At 37.5% G+C, this 26,576-nt stretch carries 30 protein-coding genes and 6 pseudogenes; 12 read left to right on the forward strand and 24 right to left on the reverse strand.

Annotated features, from left to right (window positions below):
* Positions 1–141: 141 nt before the first annotated feature.
* From AC01GB_RS12040 to AC01GB_RS12055, 4 genes and pseudogenes are all read right to left on the reverse strand, one after another.
* Positions 142–2,777, reverse strand: a pseudogene (locus tag AC01GB_RS12040) (toprim domain-containing protein).
* Between the two features lie 129 nt (positions 2,778–2,906).
* Positions 2,907–3,134 carry a TraR/DksA family transcriptional regulator gene (locus tag AC01GB_RS12045; protein WP_474451993.1) on the reverse strand — a complete coding sequence of 76 codons (228 nt, stop codon included), beginning with the start codon at positions 3,132–3,134 and terminating at the stop codon, positions 2,907–2,909.
* A complete protein-coding gene (locus tag AC01GB_RS12050) occupies positions 3,127–3,342 on the reverse strand; it encodes a DUF2732 family protein (protein WP_474451994.1) in 216 nt (71 codons plus the stop codon). Before AC01GB_RS12050 ends, AC01GB_RS12045 begins: the two co-directional genes overlap by 8 nt.
* A 79-nt stretch (positions 3,343–3,421) precedes the next feature.
* Entirely contained in the window at positions 3,422–3,835 is a 414-nt protein-coding gene (locus AC01GB_RS12055; protein WP_474451995.1) for a DUF5347 family protein, read from the reverse strand.
* 222 nt (positions 3,836–4,057) lie between these two features.
* Here AC01GB_RS12055 and AC01GB_RS12060 point away from each other — a divergent pair, with 222 nt between their 5' ends.
* Both AC01GB_RS12060 and AC01GB_RS12065 read left to right on the forward strand, forming a co-directional pair.
* Positions 4,058–4,228 (forward strand): hypothetical protein, encoded by a 171-nt coding sequence (locus AC01GB_RS12060; protein ID WP_474451996.1) that lies wholly within the window; start codon positions 4,058–4,060, stop codon positions 4,226–4,228.
* Positions 4,229–4,239: 11 nt separating this feature from the next.
* Entirely contained in the window at positions 4,240–4,710 is a 471-nt protein-coding gene (locus AC01GB_RS12065; RefSeq protein ID WP_474451997.1) for a hypothetical protein, read from the forward strand.
* A 124-nt stretch (positions 4,711–4,834) separates the two neighbouring features.
* Here the strand turns inward: AC01GB_RS12065 and AC01GB_RS12070 are convergent, their stop codons facing one another.
* Genes AC01GB_RS12070 through AC01GB_RS12080 form a run of 3 tightly spaced genes read right to left on the reverse strand, consistent with a single transcriptional unit; the run spans position 4,835 to position 5,491 of the window.
* Positions 4,835–5,038 (reverse strand): hypothetical protein, encoded by a 204-nt coding sequence (locus AC01GB_RS12070; RefSeq protein WP_474451998.1) that lies wholly within the window; start codon positions 5,036–5,038, stop codon positions 4,835–4,837.
* Positions 5,025–5,225: a hypothetical protein gene (locus AC01GB_RS12075; protein WP_474451999.1), complete on the reverse strand. Its 201-nt coding sequence runs from the start codon at positions 5,223–5,225 to the stop codon at positions 5,025–5,027. Before AC01GB_RS12075 ends, AC01GB_RS12070 begins: the two co-directional genes overlap by 14 nt.
* Positions 5,222–5,491, reverse strand: a complete 270-nt coding sequence (locus tag AC01GB_RS12080) for a Cox family DNA-binding protein (protein ID WP_474452000.1) — start codon at positions 5,489–5,491, stop codon at positions 5,222–5,224. Before AC01GB_RS12080 ends, AC01GB_RS12075 begins: the two co-directional genes overlap by 4 nt.
* Positions 5,492–5,593: 102 nt before the next feature.
* On the opposite strand from AC01GB_RS12080, the gene AC01GB_RS12085 reads away from it, so the two are divergent.
* Both AC01GB_RS12085 and AC01GB_RS12090 read left to right on the forward strand, forming a co-directional pair.
* A complete protein-coding gene (locus AC01GB_RS12085) occupies positions 5,594–5,893 on the forward strand; it encodes an XRE family transcriptional regulator (protein ID WP_474452001.1) in 300 nt (99 codons plus the stop codon).
* A 66-nt stretch (positions 5,894–5,959) separates the two neighbouring features.
* A pseudogene (locus AC01GB_RS12090) lies at positions 5,960–7,002 on the forward strand (phage integrase).
* Positions 7,003–7,113: 111 nt separating this feature from the next.
* Here AC01GB_RS12090 and AC01GB_RS12095 read toward each other — a convergent pair.
* The 7 genes and pseudogenes from AC01GB_RS12095 to AC01GB_RS12125 all read right to left on the reverse strand — a co-directional run bounded on the left by AC01GB_RS12095 (position 7,114) and on the right by AC01GB_RS12125 (position 11,149).
* Positions 7,114–7,818, reverse strand: coding sequence for a replication protein P (locus AC01GB_RS12095; protein WP_474452002.1), 705 nt, complete (start codon positions 7,816–7,818; stop codon positions 7,114–7,116).
* A pseudogene (locus AC01GB_RS18105) lies at positions 7,797–8,075 on the reverse strand (hypothetical protein); the annotation flags it as partial. The pseudogene AC01GB_RS18105 and the gene AC01GB_RS12095, both read right to left, overlap by 22 nt.
* Positions 8,076–8,607: 532 nt before the next feature.
* Positions 8,608–9,024 carry a replication protein gene (locus AC01GB_RS12105; RefSeq protein WP_474452397.1) on the reverse strand — a complete coding sequence of 139 codons (417 nt, stop codon included), beginning with the start codon at positions 9,022–9,024 and terminating at the stop codon, positions 8,608–8,610.
* A gap of 152 nt (positions 9,025–9,176) precedes the next feature.
* A complete protein-coding gene (locus tag AC01GB_RS12110) occupies positions 9,177–9,629 on the reverse strand; it encodes a hypothetical protein (RefSeq protein WP_474452005.1) in 453 nt (150 codons plus the stop codon).
* Positions 9,630–9,770: 141 nt separating this feature from the next.
* Positions 9,771–10,133: a hypothetical protein gene (locus AC01GB_RS12115; RefSeq protein WP_474452006.1), complete on the reverse strand. Its 363-nt coding sequence runs from the start codon at positions 10,131–10,133 to the stop codon at positions 9,771–9,773.
* The gene (locus AC01GB_RS12120; protein ID WP_474452398.1) at positions 10,087–10,449 is read right to left on the reverse strand and encodes a BRO-N domain-containing protein; all 363 of its coding nucleotides are present in this window, start codon (positions 10,447–10,449) and stop codon (positions 10,087–10,089) included. The genes AC01GB_RS12115 and AC01GB_RS12120 overlap by 47 nt, the downstream gene beginning before the upstream one ends.
* Before the next feature lie 217 nt (positions 10,450–10,666).
* Entirely contained in the window at positions 10,667–11,149 is a 483-nt protein-coding gene (locus AC01GB_RS12125; protein ID WP_474452007.1) for a phage antirepressor KilAC domain-containing protein, read from the reverse strand.
* A gap of 350 nt (positions 11,150–11,499) precedes the next feature.
* Between AC01GB_RS12125 and AC01GB_RS12130 the strand changes: the two genes are divergently transcribed.
* Positions 11,500–11,853, forward strand: a complete 354-nt coding sequence (locus tag AC01GB_RS12130; protein WP_474452008.1) for a CCDC90 family protein — start codon at positions 11,500–11,502, stop codon at positions 11,851–11,853.
* Positions 11,854–11,858: 5 nt separating this feature from the next.
* Here AC01GB_RS12130 and AC01GB_RS12135 read toward each other — a convergent pair whose 3' ends face one another.
* From AC01GB_RS12135 to AC01GB_RS12155, 5 genes are all read right to left on the reverse strand, one after another.
* Positions 11,859–12,383, reverse strand: coding sequence for a beta clamp domain-containing protein (locus tag AC01GB_RS12135; RefSeq protein WP_474452009.1), 525 nt, complete (start codon positions 12,381–12,383; stop codon positions 11,859–11,861).
* A 34-nt stretch (positions 12,384–12,417) separates the two neighbouring features.
* Positions 12,418–13,008, reverse strand: a complete 591-nt coding sequence (locus AC01GB_RS12140) for a DUF669 domain-containing protein (protein ID WP_474452010.1) — start codon at positions 13,006–13,008, stop codon at positions 12,418–12,420.
* 12 nt (positions 13,009–13,020) lie between these two features.
* Positions 13,021–13,563, reverse strand: coding sequence for a YqaJ viral recombinase family protein (locus tag AC01GB_RS12145; protein WP_474452011.1), 543 nt, complete (start codon positions 13,561–13,563; stop codon positions 13,021–13,023).
* Between the two features lie 73 nt (positions 13,564–13,636).
* Positions 13,637–14,143: a hypothetical protein gene (locus AC01GB_RS12150; RefSeq protein WP_474452012.1), complete on the reverse strand. Its 507-nt coding sequence runs from the start codon at positions 14,141–14,143 to the stop codon at positions 13,637–13,639.
* An 860-nt stretch (positions 14,144–15,003) separates the two neighbouring features.
* On the reverse strand, positions 15,004–15,276 hold the full coding sequence (locus AC01GB_RS12155; RefSeq protein WP_474452013.1) for a Cox family DNA-binding protein: 273 nt from the start codon (positions 15,274–15,276) through the stop codon (positions 15,004–15,006).
* Positions 15,277–15,469: 193 nt separating this feature from the next.
* Between AC01GB_RS12155 and AC01GB_RS12160 the strand changes: the two genes are divergently transcribed.
* Entirely contained in the window at positions 15,470–15,823 is a 354-nt protein-coding gene (locus AC01GB_RS12160) for a helix-turn-helix domain-containing protein (RefSeq protein ID WP_474452014.1), read from the forward strand.
* 14 nt (positions 15,824–15,837) lie between these two features.
* Positions 15,838–16,080, forward strand: coding sequence for a hypothetical protein (locus tag AC01GB_RS12165; protein WP_474452015.1), 243 nt, complete (start codon positions 15,838–15,840; stop codon positions 16,078–16,080).
* A 20-nt stretch (positions 16,081–16,100) separates the two neighbouring features.
* Here the strand turns inward: AC01GB_RS12165 and AC01GB_RS12170 are convergent, their stop codons facing one another.
* On the reverse strand, positions 16,101–17,006 hold the full coding sequence (locus AC01GB_RS12170; protein ID WP_474452016.1) for an Rpn family recombination-promoting nuclease/putative transposase: 906 nt from the start codon (positions 17,004–17,006) through the stop codon (positions 16,101–16,103).
* Positions 17,007–17,210: 204 nt separating this feature from the next.
* Between AC01GB_RS12170 and AC01GB_RS12175 the strand changes: the two genes are divergently transcribed.
* Positions 17,211–17,789 (forward strand): metal-dependent hydrolase, encoded by a 579-nt coding sequence (locus AC01GB_RS12175; protein ID WP_474452017.1) that lies wholly within the window; start codon positions 17,211–17,213, stop codon positions 17,787–17,789.
* A gap of 196 nt (positions 17,790–17,985) precedes the next feature.
* Here the strand turns inward: AC01GB_RS12175 and AC01GB_RS12180 are convergent, their stop codons facing one another.
* From AC01GB_RS12180 to AC01GB_RS12195, 4 genes and pseudogenes are all read right to left on the reverse strand, one after another.
* Positions 17,986–19,266: an MFS transporter gene (locus AC01GB_RS12180; RefSeq protein WP_474452018.1), complete on the reverse strand. Its 1,281-nt coding sequence runs from the start codon at positions 19,264–19,266 to the stop codon at positions 17,986–17,988.
* Between the two features lie 178 nt (positions 19,267–19,444).
* The gene (locus tag AC01GB_RS12185; RefSeq protein WP_474452019.1) at positions 19,445–20,596 is read right to left on the reverse strand and encodes a tyrosine-type recombinase/integrase; all 1,152 of its coding nucleotides are present in this window, start codon (positions 20,594–20,596) and stop codon (positions 19,445–19,447) included.
* A 211-nt stretch (positions 20,597–20,807) separates the two neighbouring features.
* A pseudogene (locus AC01GB_RS12190) lies at positions 20,808–21,096 on the reverse strand (tyrosine-type recombinase/integrase); the annotation flags it as partial.
* Positions 21,097–21,538: 442 nt separating this feature from the next.
* On the reverse strand, positions 21,539–22,015 hold the full coding sequence (locus AC01GB_RS12195; protein ID WP_474452020.1) for an OspG family effector kinase: 477 nt from the start codon (positions 22,013–22,015) through the stop codon (positions 21,539–21,541).
* 734 nt (positions 22,016–22,749) lie between these two features.
* Here AC01GB_RS12195 and AC01GB_RS12200 point away from each other — a divergent pair.
* The 4 genes and pseudogenes from AC01GB_RS12200 (at position 22,750) to AC01GB_RS12215 (ending at position 26,467) form a co-directional block, all read left to right on the forward strand.
* Positions 22,750–23,268, forward strand: a pseudogene (locus AC01GB_RS12200) (lytic polysaccharide monooxygenase).
* Between the two features lie 420 nt (positions 23,269–23,688).
* Positions 23,689–24,072, forward strand: a complete 384-nt coding sequence (locus AC01GB_RS12205) for a structural protein (RefSeq protein WP_474452021.1) — start codon at positions 23,689–23,691, stop codon at positions 24,070–24,072.
* 932 nt (positions 24,073–25,004) lie between these two features.
* A pseudogene (locus tag AC01GB_RS12210) lies at positions 25,005–25,844 on the forward strand (N-acetylmuramoyl-L-alanine amidase).
* Positions 25,845–26,245: 401 nt separating this feature from the next.
* Positions 26,246–26,467, forward strand: a complete 222-nt coding sequence (locus AC01GB_RS12215) for a hypothetical protein (protein ID WP_474452022.1) — start codon at positions 26,246–26,248, stop codon at positions 26,465–26,467.
* Positions 26,468–26,576: the final 109 nt, after the last annotated feature.

The following is a 26,576-nucleotide window of genomic DNA, read 5'->3' on the forward strand; positions in this document are numbered from 1 at the left end:
TGTACAGGATCAATATGAATAATCTACTGAAAAATCGTTAAGATTATAAACAACAAACAGCGTAAAATAATTTATGTATAAAACTCCGCTCTGCGTTAATCCTGATAAAAATAAAGACAAGATAGGCATATTGTTTACTTTTTAATAATTTGTTTCAAATACCCAACACTTAACGACGTCAGGTTTTTTTAGCGTACTTAAGGTCGGCAATGCCTGATTATATTGGCTATTAACGTGACTTCTCACCGTTTTGATCCCAACAAAACGACGTACTTTACCCATTTTAAGCAGGGATTTGATTTCTGACAGATTGGGCATATTTTGGCGGTATTCGCTAGCTACTTGTGCCAGATGATTGAAGTTGACCGCATAAATATTTTTTTCATTACTATGATTTACTCCGTTCGGGGCATTTTGATTGAGGTAATCAAACATATCCCAAAACTCAGTGACTAGGGTATTATCGGCTTCTAATGCCTGAACACGTTCTTTTGCCAGTTCGACGATAAAAGCTTCTGTTTCTGCTATCCGTTTTTCTTTAATCGGGAGAAAACCAGATAATGTACGTAACAGAACAATCAGTTGTGCATGGTTCTTAGCGATGCGCTCATGGCCAATTGCTTCATCATCAAAGAGTTGTCGTTGAACTTCATCCAGAGACTTTTCGTAAGCCGTTACAATCGCATTTTCACTTAGCAACGCTTTGGGCAAAAAGACCGATAATTGTTCAATAGGGTAGCGTTCCAGGCGAATGGCAGCTTGACGGGTTTGTTCGCTTTGACCTGACTTATCGGTATGGAGATAATACTCTCTAATACCGCTCTTGAGGCTTCGACACTGTTATTCTGGGCGATAATAATGCTGCCCTTAAAGAGTGGTTCATAGGTTTCGTTCTGATTGGTTTTTATACCTGTTGAGCGTGTGGCACGGCCATTGTAAATGGACTTCATTTCTTCCCAGTCAAAAGCCCGTTTTACGTTATCCTGCATTCGGTCACTTTCTATCAAACAAACAGGAAGATTACTCACCTGGGCAAAATTACGCGCACGACCTACCAAGGTCGATTTTGAAGGGGCAAAGCCTTCGTAATCGGCGCGGCCACTTAACCGCCAGAAAAACTTTATCAGGGTACTTTTTCCTGAGCCGGGCTCGCCCATAACTTCCAGAAAAGGATAACTTTTGCTTAATTTTCGTATCTGTGCGGCAAACAGTGACCCGAGCCAGAACGCAAGTACGGTATAACCTTTAACCCCAAAAGCCAGCCATAAATCATCGAGCCAGTTAACATCGAAGTCCCTGAGTTCATAATTAATTTCGAGTCTCGGACTGCTACTTAATGTCTTGATATCGGGATGTTCCAGTGAAAAATAATCCTCTTCATTCAGGGTATATAATTTACCGTTTTGCACGGGAATATCATTAAAAACATACACGCCTAGTGCTTTGTTGTAACCAATAAAATTTTGGGTTTTTACTTCTTTGATATGCGGTAATTCGTTTTTGCAAAAGCGGTCAAGTTGATGGGTATCCCCGGTGTAAACCGCGCCTTTAGCGACATGCAAAAGCCGTTTTTTGAATTCTGAAGCGCTGGTTAACTGACTGGCAGTAAAAGTGGCTTTAACGTCAGGTCGTTGTTGCGGGAAATCCAGTTTTAAATAATACCAGGATTCGTCGGTTGCTTCGGATTTCTGAAAATAAAGCGGGGTCGGGTAACAGTTGGCAATTTCGTTGACAGCGCCCGATTCTTTTAACGCTTTTGTAGTGGCTTCTTCTTTGGTTAGCTTTTCTGAGTCTAAAATTCGCTCAACCGCTTTTAAGTGCCTTTCAATATCCAGTTTAAACCAGTAAAAACGGCTATCAAATTGAAAGTAGAAGTCATTACGGTGGGTGTAATTGAATATTAGCATTGCTTTATCGGTAGCACTTTTTGCCAGTAACAAATCGCCGTAATAACGATAACGCATTAAATCATAACGCTCGAGTTTGCCTTTGAGATGTAAATCGTTCCAGTCTTCATTTTTAAATTGCGAAGGTAAGGCGCCACAGGATTTCCAGCCTTCCTGCTGACTGCGTGCAACATGTTTTCTTATCGTTTTTTCCCCGGCATTACCCTTATCAAGTGCCCAGACTAACAGGGGCTTTTTATTTGCGCCAATGCCGTTTTAAGCGCCGCTAAGGCGTGCTTTGGATAATTATGGCAACTCATCAAAGAAATGGCGTACAGGCCATTCTGAGCAAGGCTAATTGCATCAAAAATCCCTTCGGTTAGCCAAATTTCAGTTGCCTTTGTTAAATCCTGTTGCGGCAGACTCCACCAATACCCTTTATAACTGCCAAAAAATTAGCCTTTCGGTCAAAGCGTTGTGGGTTATCAATAATGCGCTCCCAATAAGCGCCATTGGGTAAGGTAAATTTTACGGTTGCTGAACCCAGTCCTTTAGCGTGATAACCGGATTCAATATACAACCCTTTTAACGGGGCAATATCTAATCCTCTAGCCTGTTGCAGATAGGCATTCGCTGCGGCATTTGGGGCCTGTTGTGTTTTAGGATAGTGCGTTGACCAGTTATGAAACAGCTCAGGATAGATTTCTTTAACAATAATTTCAGCACCACATTTATTTTCACGGCCACACTTAAGTACAAAGGGTTTTTCAATGGCGGTAAATAACTCTTTTTTTTGCAGTGGGGACAAACACCGTGGCGAAGATAGCCGCTTTGTTCTTTAAAATGAAAATCCGTAATTAATCGGCTGATGATGAAATCTGACGGGTGCATACTATTTCCCCTGAGAGGTGATAAACGTGTTGGAGACTTCATTCATATCAAGAGTCCCAATATGTTCGGCTTTATTTTGAACAGGCCACCCTCGAGTGGCATATGGACGATTTTCGTTGTAATAAATGTTCATTTTCTGCGGTTTTTGAAATGTTTTTGAGCGGACTCCCAAAGAGATTGGCGGTCGATGCAACGATTGCAGCCCGGGGAAGCGATACGACGGGCTTGTGGTATCGCTTTTCCACAATCCTCACAATGAAAATGGGCGATACCCTTGTTGCGCACCGTCACTTGTTTAATCTGGTAAATTAATTGTTGTTGGGCGAAGTCATTCGCTTTATCAATCGGGTCAGACATGGTTTAAATTCTCTGCCCGATGTTCAAAGTGGTTACTGACTTCCATTACATGCTGATAAGCGGTGTGATAAGTCATTTTTTGATGAAGAATTTGATAGGCCAGCGACGTTAAATGGCCAGAGAATTGCATCAATAAATGTTTCCTTTCATCTTCCCGATTTTGCTTTAGCATATCGGTGAGTTTTAATACGCCGAATTGTGCAGTCATATTTTTTTACTTCTCCTTTCCTTATTTTGGATAAAATAATCCCCTGGTGTGGCTAACACTGTTAATTTTCATTTGTAAATTAAAGTGGCAGTGCGATATTTTTAGGCGTTAATGCAACGAGCACCTGTAATTGAAATAGCGCGTTAATAATGGCCTGTTTTTCTTTTTTATTAAATTCATCAAATTTCAAATGATGTTTTTTATTATCAATATTTGCTAAATAAAAAATTAAATTAACAAAGCGTTTATTCTGTTCTTGTAAATATTCAATAAAACCCAACAGGCACTGATTATCGGGATTTTCTTTATCCTTATTAAAATGAACGGTTCGACATTTCGCTGCCTTAATTAACCCATCGACGCGCGCATTAATGGGTAGTCCTTCATTGCGATAAATACCCGTCTTTATTCTATTAATCTCACCGGCATTGTTATGTAATGTATTAACCGAGTGAATTAATGTATTTGTTAATGCGTTTTCATTCGTCATCATTTTATTTAATAATTAGGGTGAGAAAATAAAAAATAAATAATCAGCCAAATAACAATATTAATTTATCTATTAACGTCAGTTTTTTATTCTTCTTCTTATTTTATTAATATGATAATTTTTAACGGACTCGCCAGTTAATCGATAGGGGTAGTGCTGATTAGATTTATTCATAAATATCCTCATTAAGTTATCGGTTTTTATGCCCTGACCGAAAACAGGGTGTTGTGGTATTATGTTTATGCCCACTTTTTCTTTCCAGTGATAGGTGGGTATAAAATCCAACAACAAGTCGTAAAGTTCAAGTATCAAGAAAGACAGGACGACACCCGATTACATAAACCTGCCCCGTCACAGCAAGAAGAACAAAAGACAGGGGATAACGATAAAAAGTAAGGAGTCCCAAAATGGAACAGCCATCTGAACACACTAAATTTGAAGTCAACTACGCGTTTTACCTTGCCGAAATGACAGAAATTTTTAATCGCCGGATTAATCAGTTTTGTACCTTTTGGCAAATACTTTTCGGGGCAGCTATTTTTGGTGGTATCCAACACGAATGGTTGTTGGGTTTTCTGATTGCCTTGATTTCCGCTATTCAGTTTGTTGTTAAATTTGGTGAAAAAGCCGGTAGCGCAAAATCCCAAGTCAGACGTTACCGAAGGCTGGCGGATGAACTTCCGCGACTGGATGAAAACCAGATTAAAGCGAGGATGCGAGAGATTGAAGAGACCGATACACAACCCCTGACCGCGCTTTATCATCCCGCCAGAAAAAGGGCAAGTATTGCGTTGTACGGGGTTGATAGAGAAGCTGAACATCCGCTTACGCGATGGGAAAAAATGATGGCTTTCATCGGCGGTGGTATTCCTAAGTAGTGACATCGGGTTACCTCTTGAATGCGTTTGGGTAATATGTGGTGACGATACTTTCATGTCGTCACTCGCCATAGCAAAGTTAAAAATTTCCCTGGTGTTGAATAAAAAATAATTAGTTATATTTTTAATGATTAATCATTTTAAGAATTTTATTTTGATTGAATTGCCAATCTTTAATTTCTGGTGATAATTCAATCTGAATCAGTAAATGGTCATGAAGATATAATCGTAATAATTTACCGTCACAGGAGGGCACAACGGAAAGTTCATCAATGCCCATCACATAAGCCAGTCTTGTCGCTTTGACGCTTAGGCTAGGATTTCTCATTATTTATCCCCTGGTATAATTTATCGATATAGTGGATTGCCTGAGCCATCGCATCAAACTTACCCAAAGAGTCTTTGCCATACCAGACCTGATAACGTGTGATGGGATTCATTATTTTTCTGGGTAATTTGATAATGTCAAAATCCCGATAACAAAAACTGTGAGGACTTATTTGTTTAAACGTCATGATTTCAGTCCTAACCATATTAACCAGCCATCTCTAATTTCTTTAGGTAATGATTCATAAGCCAATTTCAGTCCCAAGTTCCAGGACGGTAAATAAATATAGTATTCGCCACCAGAACTATTGGGGTTCTTCATTTCAATCACGGGCAGTTTGCCATTTTTACGCATATCTGAAATTGCTTGTTTAGTTTTCCCGATCATTTCTGCAAATTTGGCTTCAGTAACACCATCTGAAGCACTAGAAACATTTACGATTTCTTTATTCATCTGATAATCTCTTTTATTGAAACTCTTTGTAGCTCCTATTTTCTCTTAGCTGCTAGCTATTAGAATTTTATTTCACCTATAAAATAAGAGATCTCTTATATTATGTCAAAATTTGATAGCGAGAAATTAAAATTGATTAGAGAGTCAGAAAGGTTAAATGTAAAACAAACAGCTGATTTAGTTCGTATTAATTATGTTACATACCATGGATATGAAAGTGGAAAAGCAAAAATGTCTTTAGAATCGGCAATGAGTTTTTTTAAGCATCCTAGATTTAGAAAATACCGCGATTGGTTCATGTTTGATGAAACCAACCCGGAAGCTGGTCAAATTGCACCGGCTCTCGCGCACAATGGGCCAGAGAAAACAATGTCAGTCCGATCAAAGAAAAAAACTGGTTAACATTACATCTGGATTTTTTTCAATTCATTGATTCCAATAGTTTTTGCGCCTTTGGAGGGCTTTCTTATGTCAATTAAGAAACTCGAAGATGGTCGCTATGAAGTGGACATTCGTCCGACTGGCCGCAACGGAAAGCGCGTCAGAAGGAAATTTGATAAGAAGTTTGAAGCCGTTAATTATGAACGTTATGTGATGGCTAACCACTCGAAAGAATGGGGGCCGAAGTTGAACGATAACCGCAGGTTAAGCGAAATCGTACAACAATGGTGGGATTTATTTGGCAAGCACCTCTACCATGGTCGGGATCAGAAAAATAGGATTGATATGTTTAGTCGTGTGATGTTAGATCCAGAGGTGCCAAAAATAGACAAATCCTTTATATCCCAGTATTGCCAGTTAAGGGTAGCCCATGGGGTTAAGGCATCAACAATCAATCGTGAAATTACAGCTGTGCGCGGTATTTTTACATATTTAATTGATACCGGCCTCTACCATGGCGAACATCCTTTCAGCGGCTATAAAAAGCTGAAAGAACAGGCTACGGAAATGTCATATCTGACTGATGACGATATCAACAGGTTGCTGACTCATCTTAGCTGTGATAACTATAAAATAGCCGTTCTTTGCCTCAGTACTGGAGCACGATGGAGTGAAGCAACCAGACTAAAACGGGAACATGTGATTCAAAATAAAATACGATTCACATTTACAAAAACCCGTAAGCCCAGAATCGTATCTATCTCTGATAACGTTGCGGGCATGATATGTGACGGAAAAAACGGGCTGTTGTTTCCTTATATATCGTATCAGTGTTTCCGGAAAATTTTGAAGGCTGTTAAACCGACGCTACCGAGCGGACAGGCAACACATGTTTTGAGGCATACTTTTGCAACGCATTTTATGATGAACGGCGGTAGTATTTTGACGCTACAGCGGTTGCTGGGACATGCTAATTTATCTCAAACGATGACGTATGCACACTTTGCCCCGGATTTTCTACAGGATGCAATCAGCCTGAATCCACTAAAAGGGAAATGTCATGTTTAGATGAAAGTGTCCACACAGTGTCCACAGTCATGCTGTTTAGTGCTCTCTGTTGCACCTTGTAGCCATATGATAACCATATGTTTTTTTTATTGATAATTTTCTGATGAAATAGAAACAAATAACGCCGCTACGGGCGTTTTAGCGTTGTTAAAATTGATTTCTGATACCATCCATCAAACCGATTTTTGCAATTGTTGAGAATGACTTTTGCCAAAACCGAACTTTGCCTTGATGGCGCTGATTCTTTCCAGGGCTACAGATTGCCTCGTTGGATTCATGCAAGTCTTTTGCGGTAGTGATAACTGTGGTTTGGGTATCACATAGCCGTTACGCAATTTTTTGGTTAAGCCATCAATCAACAGTCTTGCTTTGTCCTCAACCTGTCTTGCGTTTAATGATTCAGTTATCATCGCTCGATAGAGTTCATGAACCAGCCAATAATTGGCATTCGAGCCATAGTCAAATTCATGGATATCATCGTGCCCTCGTTGGCGGCAGTAGGCCTGTAACTTTTCGCTCAATTGCTGAGGCGTGGGCAGTCCGGATTCCTCTGCCAAACCTTGCTGACACCAGTCGATAAATTGCCCAACGGACGGTAAAAACGGCGATTTTTGTTGTCTGGCAATACGCAACCCTGCGTTGACGTAATGGTCAGAGTTGATGTTGTTTTCAGCGAATGCGGTAATCCATTGTTGCTTGAATATTTCGATTTCTGCTGATGTTTTTAGCACTGAAATACTGGCCGGAAAAATCACTTTCAGACTCTCAAAAAATCGGTTAAACAGTTTGATGAACTGGGGATTAATCGTGTTTTCAGTCGGTTGAGTAAACGATGGCTGACGACGAATTTTAGCGGTTAGTGTTGAAACGCATTGCATAAAACACCCTCCAGTCCATTTGCCCAACTCGTATCGTTCCAGGCGGCCTCAAGCTCATCACGACGACTGGTTGAAGATTTTTTATTTTCCAGCCAGGCAGCGTTAAAACCTTGCCAGTTTCGCAACATGCATTCAGCCAGTACGGTATCGGTGGGATATCCTAGCGCGTTGGCTTCGTTGACTGCGGTTGCCAGTCGGTTCAGGGCGGTTTGTGTCAGGGGCGCTTTTTTGTTTTTTCGGTGTTGAAGATAATCCGCCCAAACGGATTCGCTGGGTAGCTGCTCAAACTAGGACAAATTCAGCTCGGATTTTTTCGTGATGATTTGAGTTTTCGGTAGCGAAAATACCTCCCGCAACCACCAAAATATCATCTTGCAGGTAGTCTTCTGCTGTAAGATTTCCGCAGTAAGATTATCCCTGATTTCAGACAGGCTAGTTTAGCGAAAGATTTCTCTCTGGGAGAGCTTGCGTCGATTTCAATGCCACATTGGTTGCCGTGCTTGTCACTCCCCAGCAAATCAATTCTTCCAGAACGACTATCACCCCGTTCCTGTACTCGAAACTCCCTGTTGCACTCGAAACCAAGTCCGATAATTTTTTGCTCAACGGCTCGATGTAGTTCATCGGCAGACTTGTCTACAAACTCTTGAAATTCACCACGCAGCGAATCTGCCAAAATTAGCTTTAAGTCAAAATTTTGAGAAGGAAGGGTTAGGGATGGATATATATTATTATATTTATTTTCTTTCTCTTTCTTTGGTGTGTAGCTGATTCGGCTACAGTTTCATTTCAACGTGATGTTTTACAAGGATTTTTATTGTATTTGTTGATTGTCGCTGATTTAGTAACATTTAATGAAAAATTCCACGCTTGAAAATTTTGATTTACACCAATTTTATCACCACACATTGAAAGCATGTTTAACTTAATCAATTCTGATTTTGCTCTATTGATATGGTTGCGATGGATACCTGTCATTTCACTGAGTTGCATATCTGTTATGCGGTCGTAATCTTTACCCCAGTGAATCGTCATTCTATGAATTGCATCAAAAATTTTATATTGACGAAATGTAATCGACGCCCGTAGAAGCGCTTTTTTGAGGTTGTTATTCCACTGAGTAAAGCCATTCTCAGTTATGGGTAGAGAATGTGCTTTATCTTCTGATTGAAAATCAGCATAAGTAACGTTAGTCGCAACGACAATCCTTTAATTTATTTTAAGAAAAATAAATAGTGAGATAAGTTGTCGTTCAACTGTACTTATCGATTTCGTGCAAAATACAATCCATATCCGCGCAGAGATAGTCGAGTATTTCAGGAAGCCAGGGATTCGGTTTGCTGTAACATTCATCGGCATCAAAGTGGAGATTTATTATCGGCGACTTCTCTTGCTCTAATTAATCTGCTATGACTTTCATGGCTAATTTCCAGCTTTATTTTTTCCTGCTTGGCACTGGAGGTATCAATAATTCTCATGTTAATTACCCTCCATGCCAGCGTACACAGGTTTACGACCAGCCCATATAAGGCGACTGTCTTTGAACAGGGCGGTGAAGGTACGGAAGTCCTTGCGAGTGAATGACACTTTGCCATAAGGGGTAGTGGAGTATTCTGGGATAATCCAGTAGGTATCAATAAACTCAGGGCTAGTTGGGGTTGGGGTAGTAACCATAGCGGTTGCCTCTTGATTAGGTTTTCAAACCTCACCAAACCCGCTGTCAAACAGGTGGCGAGACGTAACAGGGTTGACAGACCGGCAATCAAGAAAACCCGGCGAGCCTTTCGGCTCCCCCCGCTACGTCCCACCATATTAGGGCGTAACGCTGGTTATACTGGACACAAAAAAACCGCATATAGCGGCTGGCGTCCGCTTGATTACTTGGGCTGTCAAACCCGGCACCTGTTTTGTTAAGGTACTGGATACAATATAGCTCATGTTTTGCCCTTGTGTCAAACGAATTCACTCGCTGCTGCTTCCTGTTCAGAAACAAGTATGTCATTGAATTTTTGGAGCTTTTTTTCGTTGTAGTGGAAGGACTCAACCTGTTTAGTGCTATAGCGTGACTTGTCTAGATAGTATTTGCCGTATGTATCGTTCTTCATGTTGTTGCCATTGGCAATACGACCAATCTTGTTAGCTGAAATATTAAATATCTTGCCGATTTCCGTAGCGGTATAGCTCTTTTCTTCAAGCACCGGAACTGGGATGACTTCATGTCCTGCTATAGGATTGATGAGTCCAGCGATAACTGCTTGACGTGCTGCATCAGAAAGCCCTGTAGCCCACTGGAAGGTCTTCTCTGCTATCTCCATCTAGATTTGCTCTGGCCTTGCTGTACTCGGGCAAGCAGCTACCTTCATCACGGTGAGCCTTATGCATGCTGTAGCTGCCCTGCTGACGCAAGGCTGGCAACACTTCTTCGCATACCCAATCCTGCACACGTTCAGCAGAGGGGAGCTTGCTTTTCAGTATCAGGCGGTAGAGATCGGATTCTGGGGCAAGGATGATTCCTTTAGGGTGAAAGCCTAAATTCAATTCCGTTTTTTCGACGGAATCAATTATAATCAATGAGTTACAGTGTTTATTTAGTGCCTGATGTGGGTCGTTGTATCCAAGTGCCTTCGCCAGTTCGACCGCGAAGAATACTGGTTTACCTTGATAAAGTGTGCCTTGAAGCTCAACATTAGAATCAGCAGACTTAAATAAGCATTAATTGTGTTTTGGTAATTTTGGTCATAACAATTTTCCATAGTTAAACGGATATGGTTAAAACGCATTAAGGATTATTAACTTGCGAAATTTACAGATTGGGTTATGCCGCAAATCGCTTCATCATGACGTTTAATTAGGCTGCTATTTCCAGACTTAACAATTTCGCCAATTTAGCAATCCCTTTAGGCGTGATGCGAACCTGTATTTTTATTTCATTAATGCCATCAGTTCGGGTAATCGTTGTTACTTTGTGCTCAATCAAGCCCTGTTGAATCTTGTCCTGATAACCAATCCACGGGCTGCCTAATCGTCTGTAAATCCATTTATTTTCACTCAGGAAATCAAACAGGTCTTTAGGGCGTATTTGTAGTTGTTTGGCTGTATCAGTCACACACATGGCACCATCTGACTTGGCGATTCGCTCTAAGGCGGCTACATCCGGTTTCATTTCTTCTATTTTATGAGTGAGTTCTTTGTTGTGTTTCTTTTCTTGTAATAAGTTTTCCAGTACAGCAATTTCATCATTGGGATTAAATCCAAGTAATTTCTCTTGTTTTAGCTGTTGCCATCTATCGACTAATCTTGCTGTAAATTCAGGGCAGAGTTGAGCAACCACAATGATGCTGCCTCGTTTTCCTTGCTCTCCCGTGAAGATATAGAATTTTGTTTTCTGCGGTAAGCCTAAGTTATTGATATTTTAATAAATCCCCATTGGGGGAAGTTGAATAGTGCCACGGTTTGCAAGGCGTTCTATTGATTGTTTAACTTTGTCATGGCGACTTCCAACGAGTTCAGCAATTTCTAACGAAATCATTTGAAGTTTACTAATGATTAAATTCATGTTAGATACCATTTAGTTCATATTGCTTTATTCATCTACTAGATGTTGTCAAAAAGCTTAGATGACTAACAAAATTTTGCAGATTGGCACTAAACGGTTACACTTGACCAAAAGGAGATACAGCTATGGGCCAAATTGCATTTGATACACAAGAATTTGTCGAGACCTTAGAAAACGCTGGTTTACCGAAAGAGCAGGCTAAGGCCATATCCCTTGTTGTTCGCAAATCACATGAAGTAGCTGACCTTGCTACCAAGCGTGATCTTGAAGATTTACGTAAAGACATGGAGCATCGCTTTGACAAAAACGAAGCTCAGATACAAGCTCGCTTTGAGAAAGTTGAGGCTCAGATTGCCGATGTTCGCAAGGACATGGAAAATAGCTTTGACAAACTTGGTTTACAATTAACTGTGAGGCTTGGAGGCATGTTAATTTTAGCAATAGGTGCGCTTACAGCTATTCTAAAACTTGTCCACTAGACGAATTAAATCCGCGTTGGCATAACAATAACGGATGTGTTTTTGTTTAACTCGACAATTGCGGCACTGTCATTACCGTTAGGTTTAATTTTTATTGATTTATATTTCGGGTTATAAATTTTTGCGACTTTCTCGATATCTGCAAGATAGCTGGCATTGAAGCCAATTTCTGAAACGGTCTTGCTTTCTTTAGGAATTACTCTGTTAATGTCAGGATATTTCCCGTCAATAATCTCACAAATTGCTGCGCCAACACGTAATTCATCTTCATCAAAATATGTCACAATTCCAGATTGGGTATCAATTTGTGCTTTATCAAACCGGGTAAATCTTGCTCCCTTAATTGAAACAATCACGTTTTCACTAAGATCTTTAGTTTCATGTTCACCAACAAAAACACGATTACCATCCGTGGAGTAAAGTTTTTTATCAGGAGCAAAACAAATGCCATTTAGATAATATCTTTCATCACACTTAGCCTGAAAAATCATCGTGCTAAGAAGCGCCGGTTTACTAACAGTCAGAATCATTTTTATCCTCGATAAGCCTCTTGAACTTTATGATTTATTCACTAAAAAACACATCATCACCGGAATATTCTGATTGATATTGTTGATGGTAGGTTATTGGGGCGTTCTTGCGTTCGTCTTTATCCTGTAGTCTGGCAAACTTTTTATCGATGATTTCAGGGGGAAATCCTTTTAATTTTTCTTCTAGTGTTTGATGTGTTTGCGCAACGAAAGGCAAGAGAATATCGAAACTGTAAGTATCTTGTCCGTTCGTTTTTGTCTTTAGTGTTTTTTGTAGTACTAATCCAATACGCTTATTGGTAAGCTCTGGGGCTATGAGTGTATGGACATTAATCATTTTCGTTGTTAATTGACCGACATCAGCACAACCCATAATGGCGTGGATCATGTTGATACCATATTGATTTGGCGAGCCGTCTTTTTTCTTACAATAGACGTTGAGGTAGTTTGCTTTCTTGCCATCATCCGCCTCAACCGAAAATTCAATCGATTCAGCGCGGCCGCTACTGGTGACATATTTTGCTTCCTGAATCGTAACAATATAAGCGCCAGATTCCGTAATAAATTCGCTTTTACCCGCAGCCAACGCCGATTCTGCATTGTAAGTGAACGTAATGTTATCCAAGATACTTCTCCTTTAAAACGAGATTTTCATTTTGATTCGATTGATGGTTAATTGAATAAAATCAATAAATAGAGTGCGGCGCATTTGAAGTTGCTGAATCTCTTCCTGATAATCTTTGCGATATAACCTGTGGGTCATTAATTGACCCGTTTCTGGAAAATCCGCGCAATAACTAATAAAATCCACCCAATCACGCCCAGTACAATCAAGGTGGCCTATAAGTTGCCACTTGTAGGCTGGGTCAAAAGATTCACGTTGCAAAGTGGCATAATGCACGGGTGCGGTAACGGACTTAATTTCAATAACACCATCATTTCCAACTAATCCGTCTGGACTATCGCCATAATCACCGCAATCAAAAAATCCACCGTTAGTTACGTCAACAAAGTTTGTTTCTTCGTATAGTTTTCTGGCTATGGGTTCCTGTTCGTGTCCGCGTAGCATGTGCTCATTAGTGAAACTAAAATCTGATCTTTTCTCGTTGATAATTTCTAGTGCAATTTGTAACGCATATCGCTTTGCCGGTTCGCCGAAAGTTTTTCCCTGGTTGGCCATAAAACAGCTAAACTGTCATGCGGTAACCTTTCCTAAACGAAGCGTATCCCACTGTTCCGTATTTTGCTGCACGTTATACCATTGCATTAGTGCACTCCTTCTTGAGGCGTTCCTGGTCTTCCAACGACATCTCAACATGTGCTAATACTTTTTCTAGCGAGCCAGTATTAAGATAACTTTGCCTGGCTCTTTCCCATGACTCTACCTGACTTGGTGTTAATATTTTTTTCTTGATGATAGCGGGGTATATTCTTAACCCATCGACATATTCCTGTCGGTTTTTTACTCGCTGAACGCAAATCATGACTTTTACATTTTGCCAATCTTCAAGAAATGGCGAACCGGTTATTTGTCTAATCATTTTGCTATTGGTCGCATTGAGAATCATTGGCTTAACAGTCTCGCCGGGTCTAATTTCTTTCTCTTTAAAATAAGCTGTGTTAAAAACATCTTTTGTTCTTCTGGTCTTATCCGCTTCAAATAAAACCTCAGAGATGGTTAATACTGTCGGTTCAACAATATCGGCGCTGCTCAAATAAGGGGAATCGAACGCCTTTCTATAATGTGTTTTTTCTGTCATTAAGCGGGCCCTCATAATAGGAATCTTGACACTTCTTCGCATAAAGAATTTTGGCGAGTTGTCGACCTAAGTCATAGAGTGCATGATTGAAACCAGGGGTAGTTTGGATTGCGAGAAGAGACTTATCATAGTTATCTGCGTAAATAAAGATTTGTTTTGATAAGACGTGAGCAAGATAGCCGTCACTTAACGATTCATAAATGCGTGCCTTCTTTATCGCAGGCCACGAGTTGCTCTTGTGTGAACTTTTTGATTATTCGTAAAATTTTGTTCTCGGTTGCCAGATCCATTACGTCTCCTTCTGCGAGGATAACGGTTCTTCACCGTATAAAGATAAGTTTTTGTTAGACAGCGGTTGTTGATACTGTCTGTGGGGTGTCTGTCTAATTGATGTTTAAATGCAACAAGGAGGTTCACGACGTCATTTTCTTGTGTATGATGTTCGCTCCATACATGATTAATGATTTCTTCGGTTGAGCGTTTTTTTTAGTAAATTTAATCTTATTGTGCGTATTCTACACTGATCTCTATAGCGCATTTGACGCCTCTCACGACAACGTTGGCGAGCATTCATTGATGAATATCTCCTCCATAAGAAGATTTATGCTAAGCACGAAACGTACTTACTACAAATCCACCTATTGGTTATTTGGGGTTTGTGTACACCTGTATCGGCATACTCCGGCTGGAAAGTCCCTACGAAAGTAGGCTCAACTCCGCTTCGCATAAACCACCTACGAAGCTATCAGCAAATTACAGGCGCAACTTCCCTGCCATCCGTTTCACAGACTTTTTTTGCTGATACCAAATTGTTAAGGAACTTTCACAGCCGGAAACTTGCTGTAGAGGGAAATTTTTAATTACAGTCCAAACCACTTCTTCCATGCGTCCCGCTCTTCGGCAGGGCGGTTAAAGTAGGCTTCTCTTACTCCCCTATTGAATTCTGGAATGTATATCAATCGTTCTCTCACTCGAGAATTCGGTTTATTTGGGTCTTGCAATCGAATGACCGGCAACTTGTCGTTCTCGATCATTTCCTTGACAGCGCTAGGAGTTTTGCCGATTAATTCTGCAAATTTTGTAACGTGCATGACATCTATCGGATATCTAATCTCGTAGTCGTCGTTAATCATTCATTACCTCGCTTTCATCTGTTTCAAACGCTTAGTACCGCTTAAAACCCCTTATAACCGCTTATGACCAAAATCCTGGTATTCTTAACATGGGTGCATTTGCTTCTTTTTATGCAATTTTAACTGTATTAGAAGCAGTTCTATTATTTTTGATTTGTTTACGGAAACCTAATAATAAGAGGGTGTTTTATTTATGGAAACCTTGTCAATTAATTATGCTAAAAAACTTCTTGCAATTCGTTGTGCTGAAGGATTAACACAAAAAGAATTTGCCAAGATTACTGGTGTATCTTTATCAGCAGTAAAAATCTATGAATCAGGACATCGACCAGCCAGGTTTGAAATAATGGAAAAGGTTTTACAAAAAAAATTATTTCAAAAATATACATTATGGTTATTACATGACGAAATAGTTCCAGAGTTAGGACAATGTGCCGCAAATCTTACGAACAAAAAACCAAGAAGAATAAAGCTTAGTAAAAAAGAAAAAACACAGAAAAAATTGAGGAAAAAAGGTTATTATCATTTGATACTCAAATCATTATGAGCGCTATTTTAAGAATGGATGAAAAAGAAATAACGACATTGGCTAACGTTCTTTCTCAAAGAGGATCTATGTTTTTACTAGAATTGTTAAATCCAAAAAATCAAGCACTTTTAAGTTTGACCGGACTAAAAAAGCAAGCAGCGTACCAGCTTGAAGAGATGGATGATGAAAGAGTCAGAGAGATTTTATCTGAAATGGATCAAGCTCGCTCGTCAAAAATTGAAGAAGCAGATCATTTGAAAAATAAAACAGGCTAGAGGCAAACAAGTTACTTGCCTCATAGTTTATCTAGTTCACTATCTGAAAAGCCAGTATAGCGCTTAACATTTTCACGCGCTATACCGTCGGAGAGAAGTTGCTTCGCCAGTTGGCGAGTAGCTTCTTTAACCCCATCCTGTCGGCCTAGCTGGTAGCCTTCTTGCTTGCCTTTAGCCTCAAGTTGTTCTGCAATAGTCATAAAATCCTCCCGATAAGTCGGTGCTTTTTCCGCATGGGTACGTATGAATCCCTTGCCGTCAATCGTATTTCTTGCTCTAGCAATATAATATAATAAACTCTTGCATTGTTCTTTGGAATACTGCCATTTTTCTATTAGAGTAGCTAACTCCACGGCAAGTTCCAACATATCTCGTGTTCGGATGTGCTTTTGTACGAGTTGCAGGAGTGCTATCCGGCGATGAGTCAGGATTTCCTCATCCAGTATCGTGGTAATATCAACTAACGGGAATGCTTGCTTATAGACTGATTCTGCCAGTTCTGGGTCAGCAAAGCAATCGAGCCATTGGGTGCTGTACGGGTAGGGCGACGTGGTGCTATGGTAGAACAACAATGGGATAACTATCGGTAAGGTGTCGTTGCCTTGTTCTAAATGCCGCTGCATCGCTGCTACAGCATAACGCATGAGGCGAAACGCCATTAGTTTTTCAGGGCGGCTCTGGTGTTCGACTAATGTGTAGATATAGCCTTTTCCCGCATTCGTCTGCACAGAGTAAAGCGTATCTGAACAGTGGGTACGCAAGTCATCTTCGATAAAGCAGCCGGACTCCATCGCAAGAGTGCTGAAATCGCAGTGCTCCCGAAGATGAGGCGGCAAATGTACTTCCAAGAAATCCCTTGCTACAGGGATATCGCTAAGGAACTTTTTGAACAGTGCATCATGTTGGGATAGTGATGATTTTGTCATGGGTGTAGTATACCGCGTTAAGGGGATAGTCTACCATTGAAATTATTGAACCTCTAATAAGCCGGATCGCTTCTGATGGATGTCACAAGCTATCTAGCATGGGCGGAGTTTTTTAACTGAGTAAGCGGTTTGATTATTGAATGATTTTAGTTGCATAATACACAAATAAATAATTATATCAAAATATAACTATGTGTGGTTACTATGACTGCTGGCGGGCATTTCATCTTTGCTTTAGCAAGTGCTATTTTTGCGAAAAAGTTGGCGTTATCACCAGCATTAGCTCAAGGAAACTGGGGGCATATCATTATTGGTGGAATACTAACCTGCCTGCTGCCAGACATCGATCACCCCAAGTCTTTTTTAGGCCAGCGATTAAAATGGCTTTCGATGCCCATTGCCAAAGTGTTCGGTCATAGAGGTATTACTCACAGTTTTCTGGCTATTGTAGGGTGCAGCATATTTCTTTCTTCAGACTTTTTGTCACAAATTATCATTCCGATACCGGTAGATTTTGTCTGTGCTATGGTCGTTGGTTATATCAGCCACGTTGTAGCTGATATGTTAACACCAGCAGGAATACCGTTACTATGGCCATATCGTCGACGTTTCTGTATGCCAATATTGAACCCCAGTAAATATCCTAAGTGGGAACGAATATTTTGTGTATTGGTACTCGTATGTGCTGTTCTGTATCCCTTTGACATATTAATAAGTAATAAATTATTGGTTATTGATTCTGTACAGAATATATGGCAATGGGCACGTAACAATTTGATTTAAAATCGACTTTTACATAAGATGTTGCTTCTAAGTGATCAAAATCATATATATGAACACTAACAAATCTGAGTCACAGATTGATATCAATTACATAGCCTCAAGTTGAATATTGCGGGTTTCGCGAGCAAACAGATAAACGATAGAACCGATAAAAAAAATAAACGCAAATATGAGGAAGGGTACGAACACGACATCTTCAGAAAAAATTTTTGCCATCGATGAGACCGCCGAGAAAAACAGGACCAACAATTTTAGAGGTAGCACCTACACCATAACCGAGTCCAAGACAGGTCGATCGTACCTGATTAGAAAACATTTCTCCACCAAATGTATTAATAATTCCAAATGCCCCATCGCCAAACATTATAGCGATAAGAATGCCAAAAAAGAAAATCCAGCTTGAAGATAGCATATTCAAATTTAAAAAATGCACGATTGTGCTGATTTGTATAGACAATGCTCCAATTATACATCCAAAAGCACCAATAAGACCGAATAAAAAGAGAGTTCGACGTCTTCCAAGATAATCGGAAAGCCATGCTGAAAATAATCGGCCAACTAAATCCCCTAAAGACAGTATCATGAATAGATTTGCCACAACATTAATACTAAAACGGAAAACCTGATTCAATAATACCTGTCCCCATGACTGAATAGCGAAACTTCCTAGTATAAAAGAAAATGAACCAATAGCGACAATAGTAAGTTGTTTTGGGTAGTGCCTTATTATATTTAGATAAGACTTTTTGCTAATCGATACACATTCAGGTAAATGCCCCACTTTAGTTACAGGGATATTCATCGCCCAGGCGTAAGCTTCACGGGCATCCTGAAAACGTCCTTTAGAGAGTAAATATCGTGGTGATTCTGGAATGAATTTTCTCCATGCCAATAAAATAGCAGGAAGACAACCAATAATTAAAAGTCCTCGCCAACCAAGCGGTTCAGCCAGATAACGAGTTGCGAATGATCCAAGAAATAGACCCAATGGTACAAATGCTGAAGTCAAACCAGTAAACAATCCTCTTTTTTTAGAAGGTACAAATTCTTGAACATAAGGCACAGAAGTCACATTAAGCCCGCCAACGGCTATACCTACGCAAACTCGCATGATTAACAAAAAGAGCCAATTATTTTCAGGCGTTAGTGCAGCCAGTCCGGTAAATATTACAAGTAATAAAATACATGAGAAAAATGACTTCTTACGGCCATTTTTATCAGCAAGCCACCCCCAAAAAATTGCGCCGATGACAGTTCCAAGTCCTGCGCCAGCGAGGATTAAACCTGACTGTATTGTGCTCAATGACCAGCGTTGATCTTGCATCAGTAAGGTAATGACAAAACCGACTAGAAATAAATCGAAAAATTCGAGAATATTTCCAATAGTAAGCATACATATAAGAGATTTTTGATTTTTTGTTAGGGGAGCTGAATCCAGTTGTTGTATAGCAGTGATACCTACTTTTACTGATTGCATACTTGCTCCTTTTGTATTCGCAAAAGAGTATTCCTAGCGGTAGAAGGCCCCCTATATTTATAATCTATTAGCCGTTCAGAGCTAATAGCTAATTTATGTAATATTATATCTATCATAAAGCAAGTAATTTTTTTCCCACTGTTCAATTATTTCTCGTTTTTCTCTTAGATAATCATACCTATCGTAGTGTTTTGCTAACACCCCCTGGCCTTTTGTGATTTTGAAGTCTATCACGCATTTCCGCACTAATGCCCATATCTCCTGCCAAGGTTTTAAAGGTACGGCGAATATCTCTGGGTGTGAATTTATCAAAACCGGTTAATTTGCAGAATTTACGGAGTTGTTTACTGTACTCAGCGGACAGCAAATGCCCTTCTTTCGTATTGCCTGGAAAGAGAAACACCGCGTCTGGATATTTTTTTCTCTGTTGTTCCAGAATCTCAGTAGCGCTTTGATTCAGTGGGATAATATGGAAATCACTATTTTTTGATATGTGAGGGGGTACTCTCAGGGTTTTATTTTTCTCATCCCATTGATTGCGAGTATTGGTCATTATTTCCCACGGGCGTTGCTCAGAGCTAAAGATACACAGCAGAGTCAATTGAGAAAAGTCTGGATGAATGGGGCAGGCTGATTCCGTGACCGCAAGCAATCGTAATAGCTCGCTGAGTTCGTCCCATGACAAAAAACGATCAAGCGCCTTATCTACACGTTTTTGAGGTGGAATGACGCTTACCGGGTTTCGGTCAAGCCCGTAAATGGTTTTTCCGTTAATGTTAGCCGGATCGTTGTCCGCGAATAGCCCAAAGTTGAATACGTCATGAAGGTTAGCTCTGATCTTATTTGCTCCGGCGTTTGCGCCACGCTCTATAAACTCTGCAAGAACACGTTTGATCTGAATGGATGTTATTTCCTTAGCGGGTGTAGCAGGATTAATGTACTTACTGGTTAACACTTGGTTGAGTCTGTTGTTTGTTTTGTCATAAGAGCGATTCCCCAGCTTTTTTTGAGTGCTGATGTAATCGTCAAACAATTGTTTTATAGTTGCATGTTCAGCAATAGACGTTTCTGGCGCGGTGATATTGGCAGAGGCGGTGAGGGCTTTTGCGGTTGCTTCTGCGAGGGTTACTGTGGGATAATCTCCCAGTGAAAGGAATTTTCGAGCACCATCTTTATGGTACTTGTAAACAAACATCTTTCTGCCGGAAGGGTAAATTTTTAGACCCAAGCGCCCTGTACCTCTGGTGGCTGATGACTGCCATACGTAATACGCTTGCTCTTTGGGTTTAATACCTTTGATCTTGCTATCAGTGAGTAATATTCCTGTCATTACGGGTGCTCTTACGGGTGTCGTTATGGTGAAATACTATGTTATAAAGTGAAATCATACAACATGTAAAATTCTTTTTATTATAGCAAGTTGAAACTGAATGAAATCATTTGTTATGAGTTAAAATAAGAAGTTATCGCCCTTCTAAGCCGTAGGTCACAGGTTCGAATCCTGTAGGGCGTACCAGTTATTTCAATGGGTTACATCAAATTTAACTTTTCAGTTTTTTAAAGTGGGACAAATTTGGGCCACGATTTTTGAATTTATTGAAAGCATCGTCGATTTGTTTTGCATGTTCAGTAAGATGATTAGGCGCCAGGGGAGCGTACCTACATCATCTCGATAGATTCCCAACCGTCCATCTCTTGTAATACTGAAAGCGGAACACCTGACTGAATTAACCAGCTAGCCCAAGTATGTCTCAGATCATGAAAGCGGAAATTTTCTATACCGGTTCGGTTTAGTGCTGCTATCCAGGCAGTGTTAGAATCAACAGGCATCCAAAAGTAGTCGCTGTGCTCACTTGATTTTTAATCAACTGCAAAAATATTTTTTAGTTGGCTATTTGCACAGAATGGAAAAAAGCTAATAAAAAGTTTGATTAAATCTATTGGTAGAGGTCGCAAGAATATAACGCCTAGTTTTAAAGGGATATTAATGGTTTGGATATTGTTAGGTTTTATTGTTGTTGGCAGTAATTTTACACTCTAATATGAAAGTTAATTGAATTGATATTATAGAACGCTGAGAGAGCAGTTTTACTATTGCTGATACTCAGCGAAATTGATAGTTGGTTATTTTAATTTTTGGCAAGTTAGCATGTAAGTTTAATAATATGTATGCTTAATAATATGTTTAAGTGCTCAATCATACATCATTTCTATTTTATCATTTAGTGAATCTTTGGTGTCATTCTCTCCACAATAGTACTCTGCATATTTGTTAGTAAAATCTATTGTTGGTTTCTTTATCATATAGAATATTATTACAGTGTAAATCATCATGCATTATCTCTTTATAGCCTAAATCACAGATCATATGTCGAAAACGTTCTTGTGCACTCAGCGGAAATATTTTATCTTTAATGCTAGTGATTGTTACTCCAGGTACTTTATACATTCTAATATAAAATGTATCACCACTTTCTATTAACGCGGCAGATCCTTCTCCGTAATATTTATTAAAACAGTTTACTTCTTCTCTGGTGCAGGATTCTGTTCTATGTCTATCAATTAAATTATATAGTTTTTTTAATATGACATTTTTATTATTGGCATCAAAATATGTTTTTCCGTAAAGTCCTTCCCCGATTAGTTCTCCTAATTTTACATTTTTATTTTCTATATCATTTTCTTTTTGTAATGCGACAGATATGCTGAACTGATTATGATTAAAAATACTCAATATTTCTTTTGGCATATATTCACCATTTATATAATTATGTGATTTTAATGGTAATTAATCATCACAAATGTTTTTTATGAAATAAGTTTATTTTATTAATCAACATTATTACAATTAATATATGATAATGATTTGTATGTGAATTTTTACAATTACACAATTAAATTTAATAGTAGCTGTTAATTGCAGTATGTGATGCCACATATTTAAGCGATATCGATAGTTAAAGTATTATAAGATTTTATTACTTATTACTTATTACTTATTACTTATTACTTATTACTTATTACTTATTACTTATTACTTATTACTTATTACTTATTACTTATTACTTATTACTTATTACTTATTACTTATTACTTATTACTTATTACTTATTACTTAGGTGTTGATAATTTTTTATTATCAATAAAAAATTTTTTTTGAGTATTTTATTTTATCTATACTTAAATAGGTTTATATGCTGTTAAAGCAAGTTATCAATTAATTTGTTATATGAAAATAAAAAATGTCTCAATAAAAAAATAATTTTATTTTACTTGATTAAGTGTCGCTATTAATTTAATAATCCCAATTGTCTTCTAATTACTTATATTTATTTTGTTAATGAAATGTTTTTCTGACAGATACTTTATTAAATCATATGATTAATTAAGGGATTTATAAGATGAAAAAATAATTTCTTATTAATGCTATTTATATTAATTGTTGTAACTGCATTTTCAAGTGTGAGTTCTAATCGTGAATCAATGCATGGATTTATTTATAGACCTAAAAGTCGGTCGGTTTTATGCTGGATAGAGCAGAATGATGATTGTGGTAGTGCTAGTAACGACCCAATGTCGATTGAAGGCGCGAGTGGTTTTCCAAAGCAGGGTGCTAAAGATGGTAGAATAGCTAGCGGTGATAATTTTTTGGTTTAGTCAATTAGATCAGCAAAATAGCGATCGCTGGCATAAAATAATATTAAAGTAGGTAAAAATATATTTGAATGGTTTTTAACTCAGCCAAATCATACGGTAAGTTGGGAGTTTTATATTACCAAGCAGGATTGGGATCCAAATGCACCATTGACGCGTGATTCGTTTGAATCAAAACCATTTTGTTTACGATCTAATGATGGAAAGAAATTAACTGTTGATGAGATGAATATTGAATATGATGTACCGAAACGAAGCGGTTATCAAATTATTTTAGGTATATGGACAATAGCTGATACGGGGTCAGCTTTTTATCAAGTTATAGATGTGAATATATCAGATATATAATAGTCAAATAGTTTGTAAGGTTTTGCTCAAATTGGATGACAATTTAACAAATTAGTGCTTATTCATTAATATAATTATCAGATATAAAATATCTATCTTTTTATAAATAAATTATAAAATTTTCTATTTTTTGTTTTTATCATTGAATTAAATTCTATGATAACCGAATGGAAATTTTTGTTGGTTTCACCATGGAATTTTTTAACAGCTTATATTAAATAAACAGTGAATAGTTATAAATATATTTTTTAGTAGCTAGCGTATGGAGCATGCTTAGTATACAAATAATATTTTTTAAAAAAATTTAAATTTGTTAATTTATTAGTTTTGTTTCGTGATGTTATTTATTTTAGAATAAAATTAAAGATATTCTTAACTCAATGTTAATATTATTTAAAATAAATATGGAGTAAATAAATTATGGCCATTCAACGTGGTCTGCGTAATAATAATCCAGGAAATATTGACTATAATCCTATTAATAAATGGCAGGGTGCAGTACCTTATGATCCTGCAATTGAAAAACGATTTTGTCGATTTGAATCACCTGAATATGGTATTCGTGCGATAATGTTATTACTTGGCACATATCAACAAAAATATGGTTTAAAAAATATATCTTATTTAATTAGTCGATGGGCACCAAACAATGAAAATAACACTAACTCATATATTAAACGCGTATCCAATAGTATGAATTTATCACCTAAGACAGCTGTTAATATGAAAGACAAAGCAACATTGATTAGTTTAGTGAAAGCAATAATACTTTATGAAAATGGTCAACAACCTTATAATGATTGAGTCTTTGATAAAGCTTATAGCTTAATATAATCAAATATTATTAATCCTGCTATTTTTTATTTTTGTTTGTATGGATTATTTAATGAAAATAATCATTGGTTATTAAAATAAAATTAAGTTAGCGCTCACTTCTATTGCTAACACCAGCATATCAAACCTATCAACTAGCTAATTTTATATAGAAAAAATTCCCACTATTATTAATTAGGCTATGAACGCCAGCATCGGCCTGATGAGTATAAAAAATGACAGTTATATAACAAAGCATAAAAATGAATATAAATGTTAATTAAACTAACTCAATAGCCTCTTTATTACTTTTTTAGAATGATTTTTTAATAAAATAGCGATAGTTATTATGTATCAAAAACTGTATGACTTGAAATGATATGAGTATGATAATCAAGTATAAAATTTATACTAAATTCTTTTTCAATGGATACTGTTGTAAAAAAGTTTTTTAAGAGCTATCTCTTACTATTTGATAATGTGGTTGACTTAAAATTGTACATAATTGATGAAAGCTGCTGTTCTACTATTAATTAATAATTTTATAAAATTACGGTCAAAATATCGATTAACCACAAAAACATTGAGTTAATAAAGCTACAATCCATTAAAAAAAATAATAATTACAATCAATTGTGAATTTATTATTAATTATATATAATTGTGGTGTTGCAACGCTTTGTTGATTAAGATTATTGCTATTATTTATTGTGATAATAAAAAAATAAATTATGTAAATGAGATGAGACATTATAAATAGTTTATTCTTTTAAATTATAAAAATGGAGATACAAATTAGCTGGTAATGAGAACTAAGCGTATAGCCAAAAGTTTTGACCTAAATTATTTAGGTGCATGAAGTAGAGTGTATGACAAGTAATACTTTTGTAAGGGTAGGTATCAAACACTTATATGGAGATGATATGCGAAAGTTGTTTATGATGTTATTGGTGCTAATGATAGTGGGTTGTTCGTCCAAAACCCCTATCGTTGATAGAGGCAATTATTATATCGATAAATCTTTTTCATCGATAAGCCAAAATGATTGAGTGAAATTTTTAATATTTCATTATACTGCAGTAAATGATGCTCGTTCATTGCAAATTTTAACTCAAGCTAAAGTAAGTGCCCATTATCTTATTCCGTCAATTCCGAAAATAAAAAATGATAAACCCGTTATATATAACCTTGTTCCGGAGGATAAAAGAGCATGGCATGCAGGATTAAGTAATTGGAACGGTAGGCTTAATCTTAATGATAGCTCTATTGGCGTCGAAATAGTCAATAAAGGGTTTACTGAGGATGAGGATATGCTTGGCGATAAGGTCTGGTACCCTTTTAATGAGCAGCAAATTTCCGCCATCATTGTTTTAGCTAAAGATATCATAAAAAGATATAATATAACTCCCGATAATGTCTTAGCCCATAGTGATATTGCTCCATTGAGAAAGTATGACCCAGGTAAACTTTTCCCATGGAAACGTTTAGCTGAGCTTGGTATTGGAGCTTGGCCGGATGAAATGACGGTTAAGAAATATCTGGCAGGGCGATCAGCTTATGCGCCGGCTAGTGTGTCAGTTGTTCAAAAATATTTGCAGAAATATGGTTATGATAAAATTCCACAATCAGGTGAACTTGATGAGGAAACACGAAGAACCATTAGTGCGTTTCAGCTTCACTTTCGACCAGCTGATATAAGTGGTAATGCAGATGCTGAAACAGAAGCTATTGCTCGTGCATTGGTTGAAAAATATAGGCGTTAAAGTTGTTAATGATTACCAATGATTAACGGTTTGATATAACGTAATTATATTTTATAAATTAAGCCCCCTAACAATTGAATATTCATTGAGTGGGCTTTTTTACAATCAATAGAGATAGATTGGCTGTATTCAATTCGCTTAATACCGGGTTGTCATTTAGTCGATTAGTTATTAAAAAAGTATTTTTATTATATAATGATAATCAACAATTTTGACTAGATTTTCCCCAAAAATGGTTTCTATGTTTTCTTATATTTACAGTTTTTTTCAAAGCTTACATATTCTAAATATTAACTAACACTACTAATAAATTTTATGGATAAAATAAATATTCATAACAGTAATTTATTTTTAATTTATTATAATGATAAGGTATCTAAATCAACTTAAAGGTAGTTATAATGAAATTTGTAAAATATACACTTTTATCGATAGCATTAATTTCATTTGGTAGTATGGCTGCTTCTACTCCAATGAATACAACTAGTCAAACCAATGTTGGACAGCAACAAGTCAAAACCAAACAAATATCTCATGCTGGTAAAGTAAAAGCGAAGAAAGCTGCTCATATTAAATCTGGAGCAAAAAAAGCACCTAACAAAATTATGCCTAAAGTAAATTAAATTTGTCATAATAGATATCAATTAAAATAGAGGCTGGCTATGAGAGCTGCCTCTATTTTTGTATCTGGTTATATAATAAATTAAAGAGTCTTTGTTGATAGTGACTAAT

Source organism: Candidatus Arsenophonus phytopathogenicus, assembly GCF_056113345.1.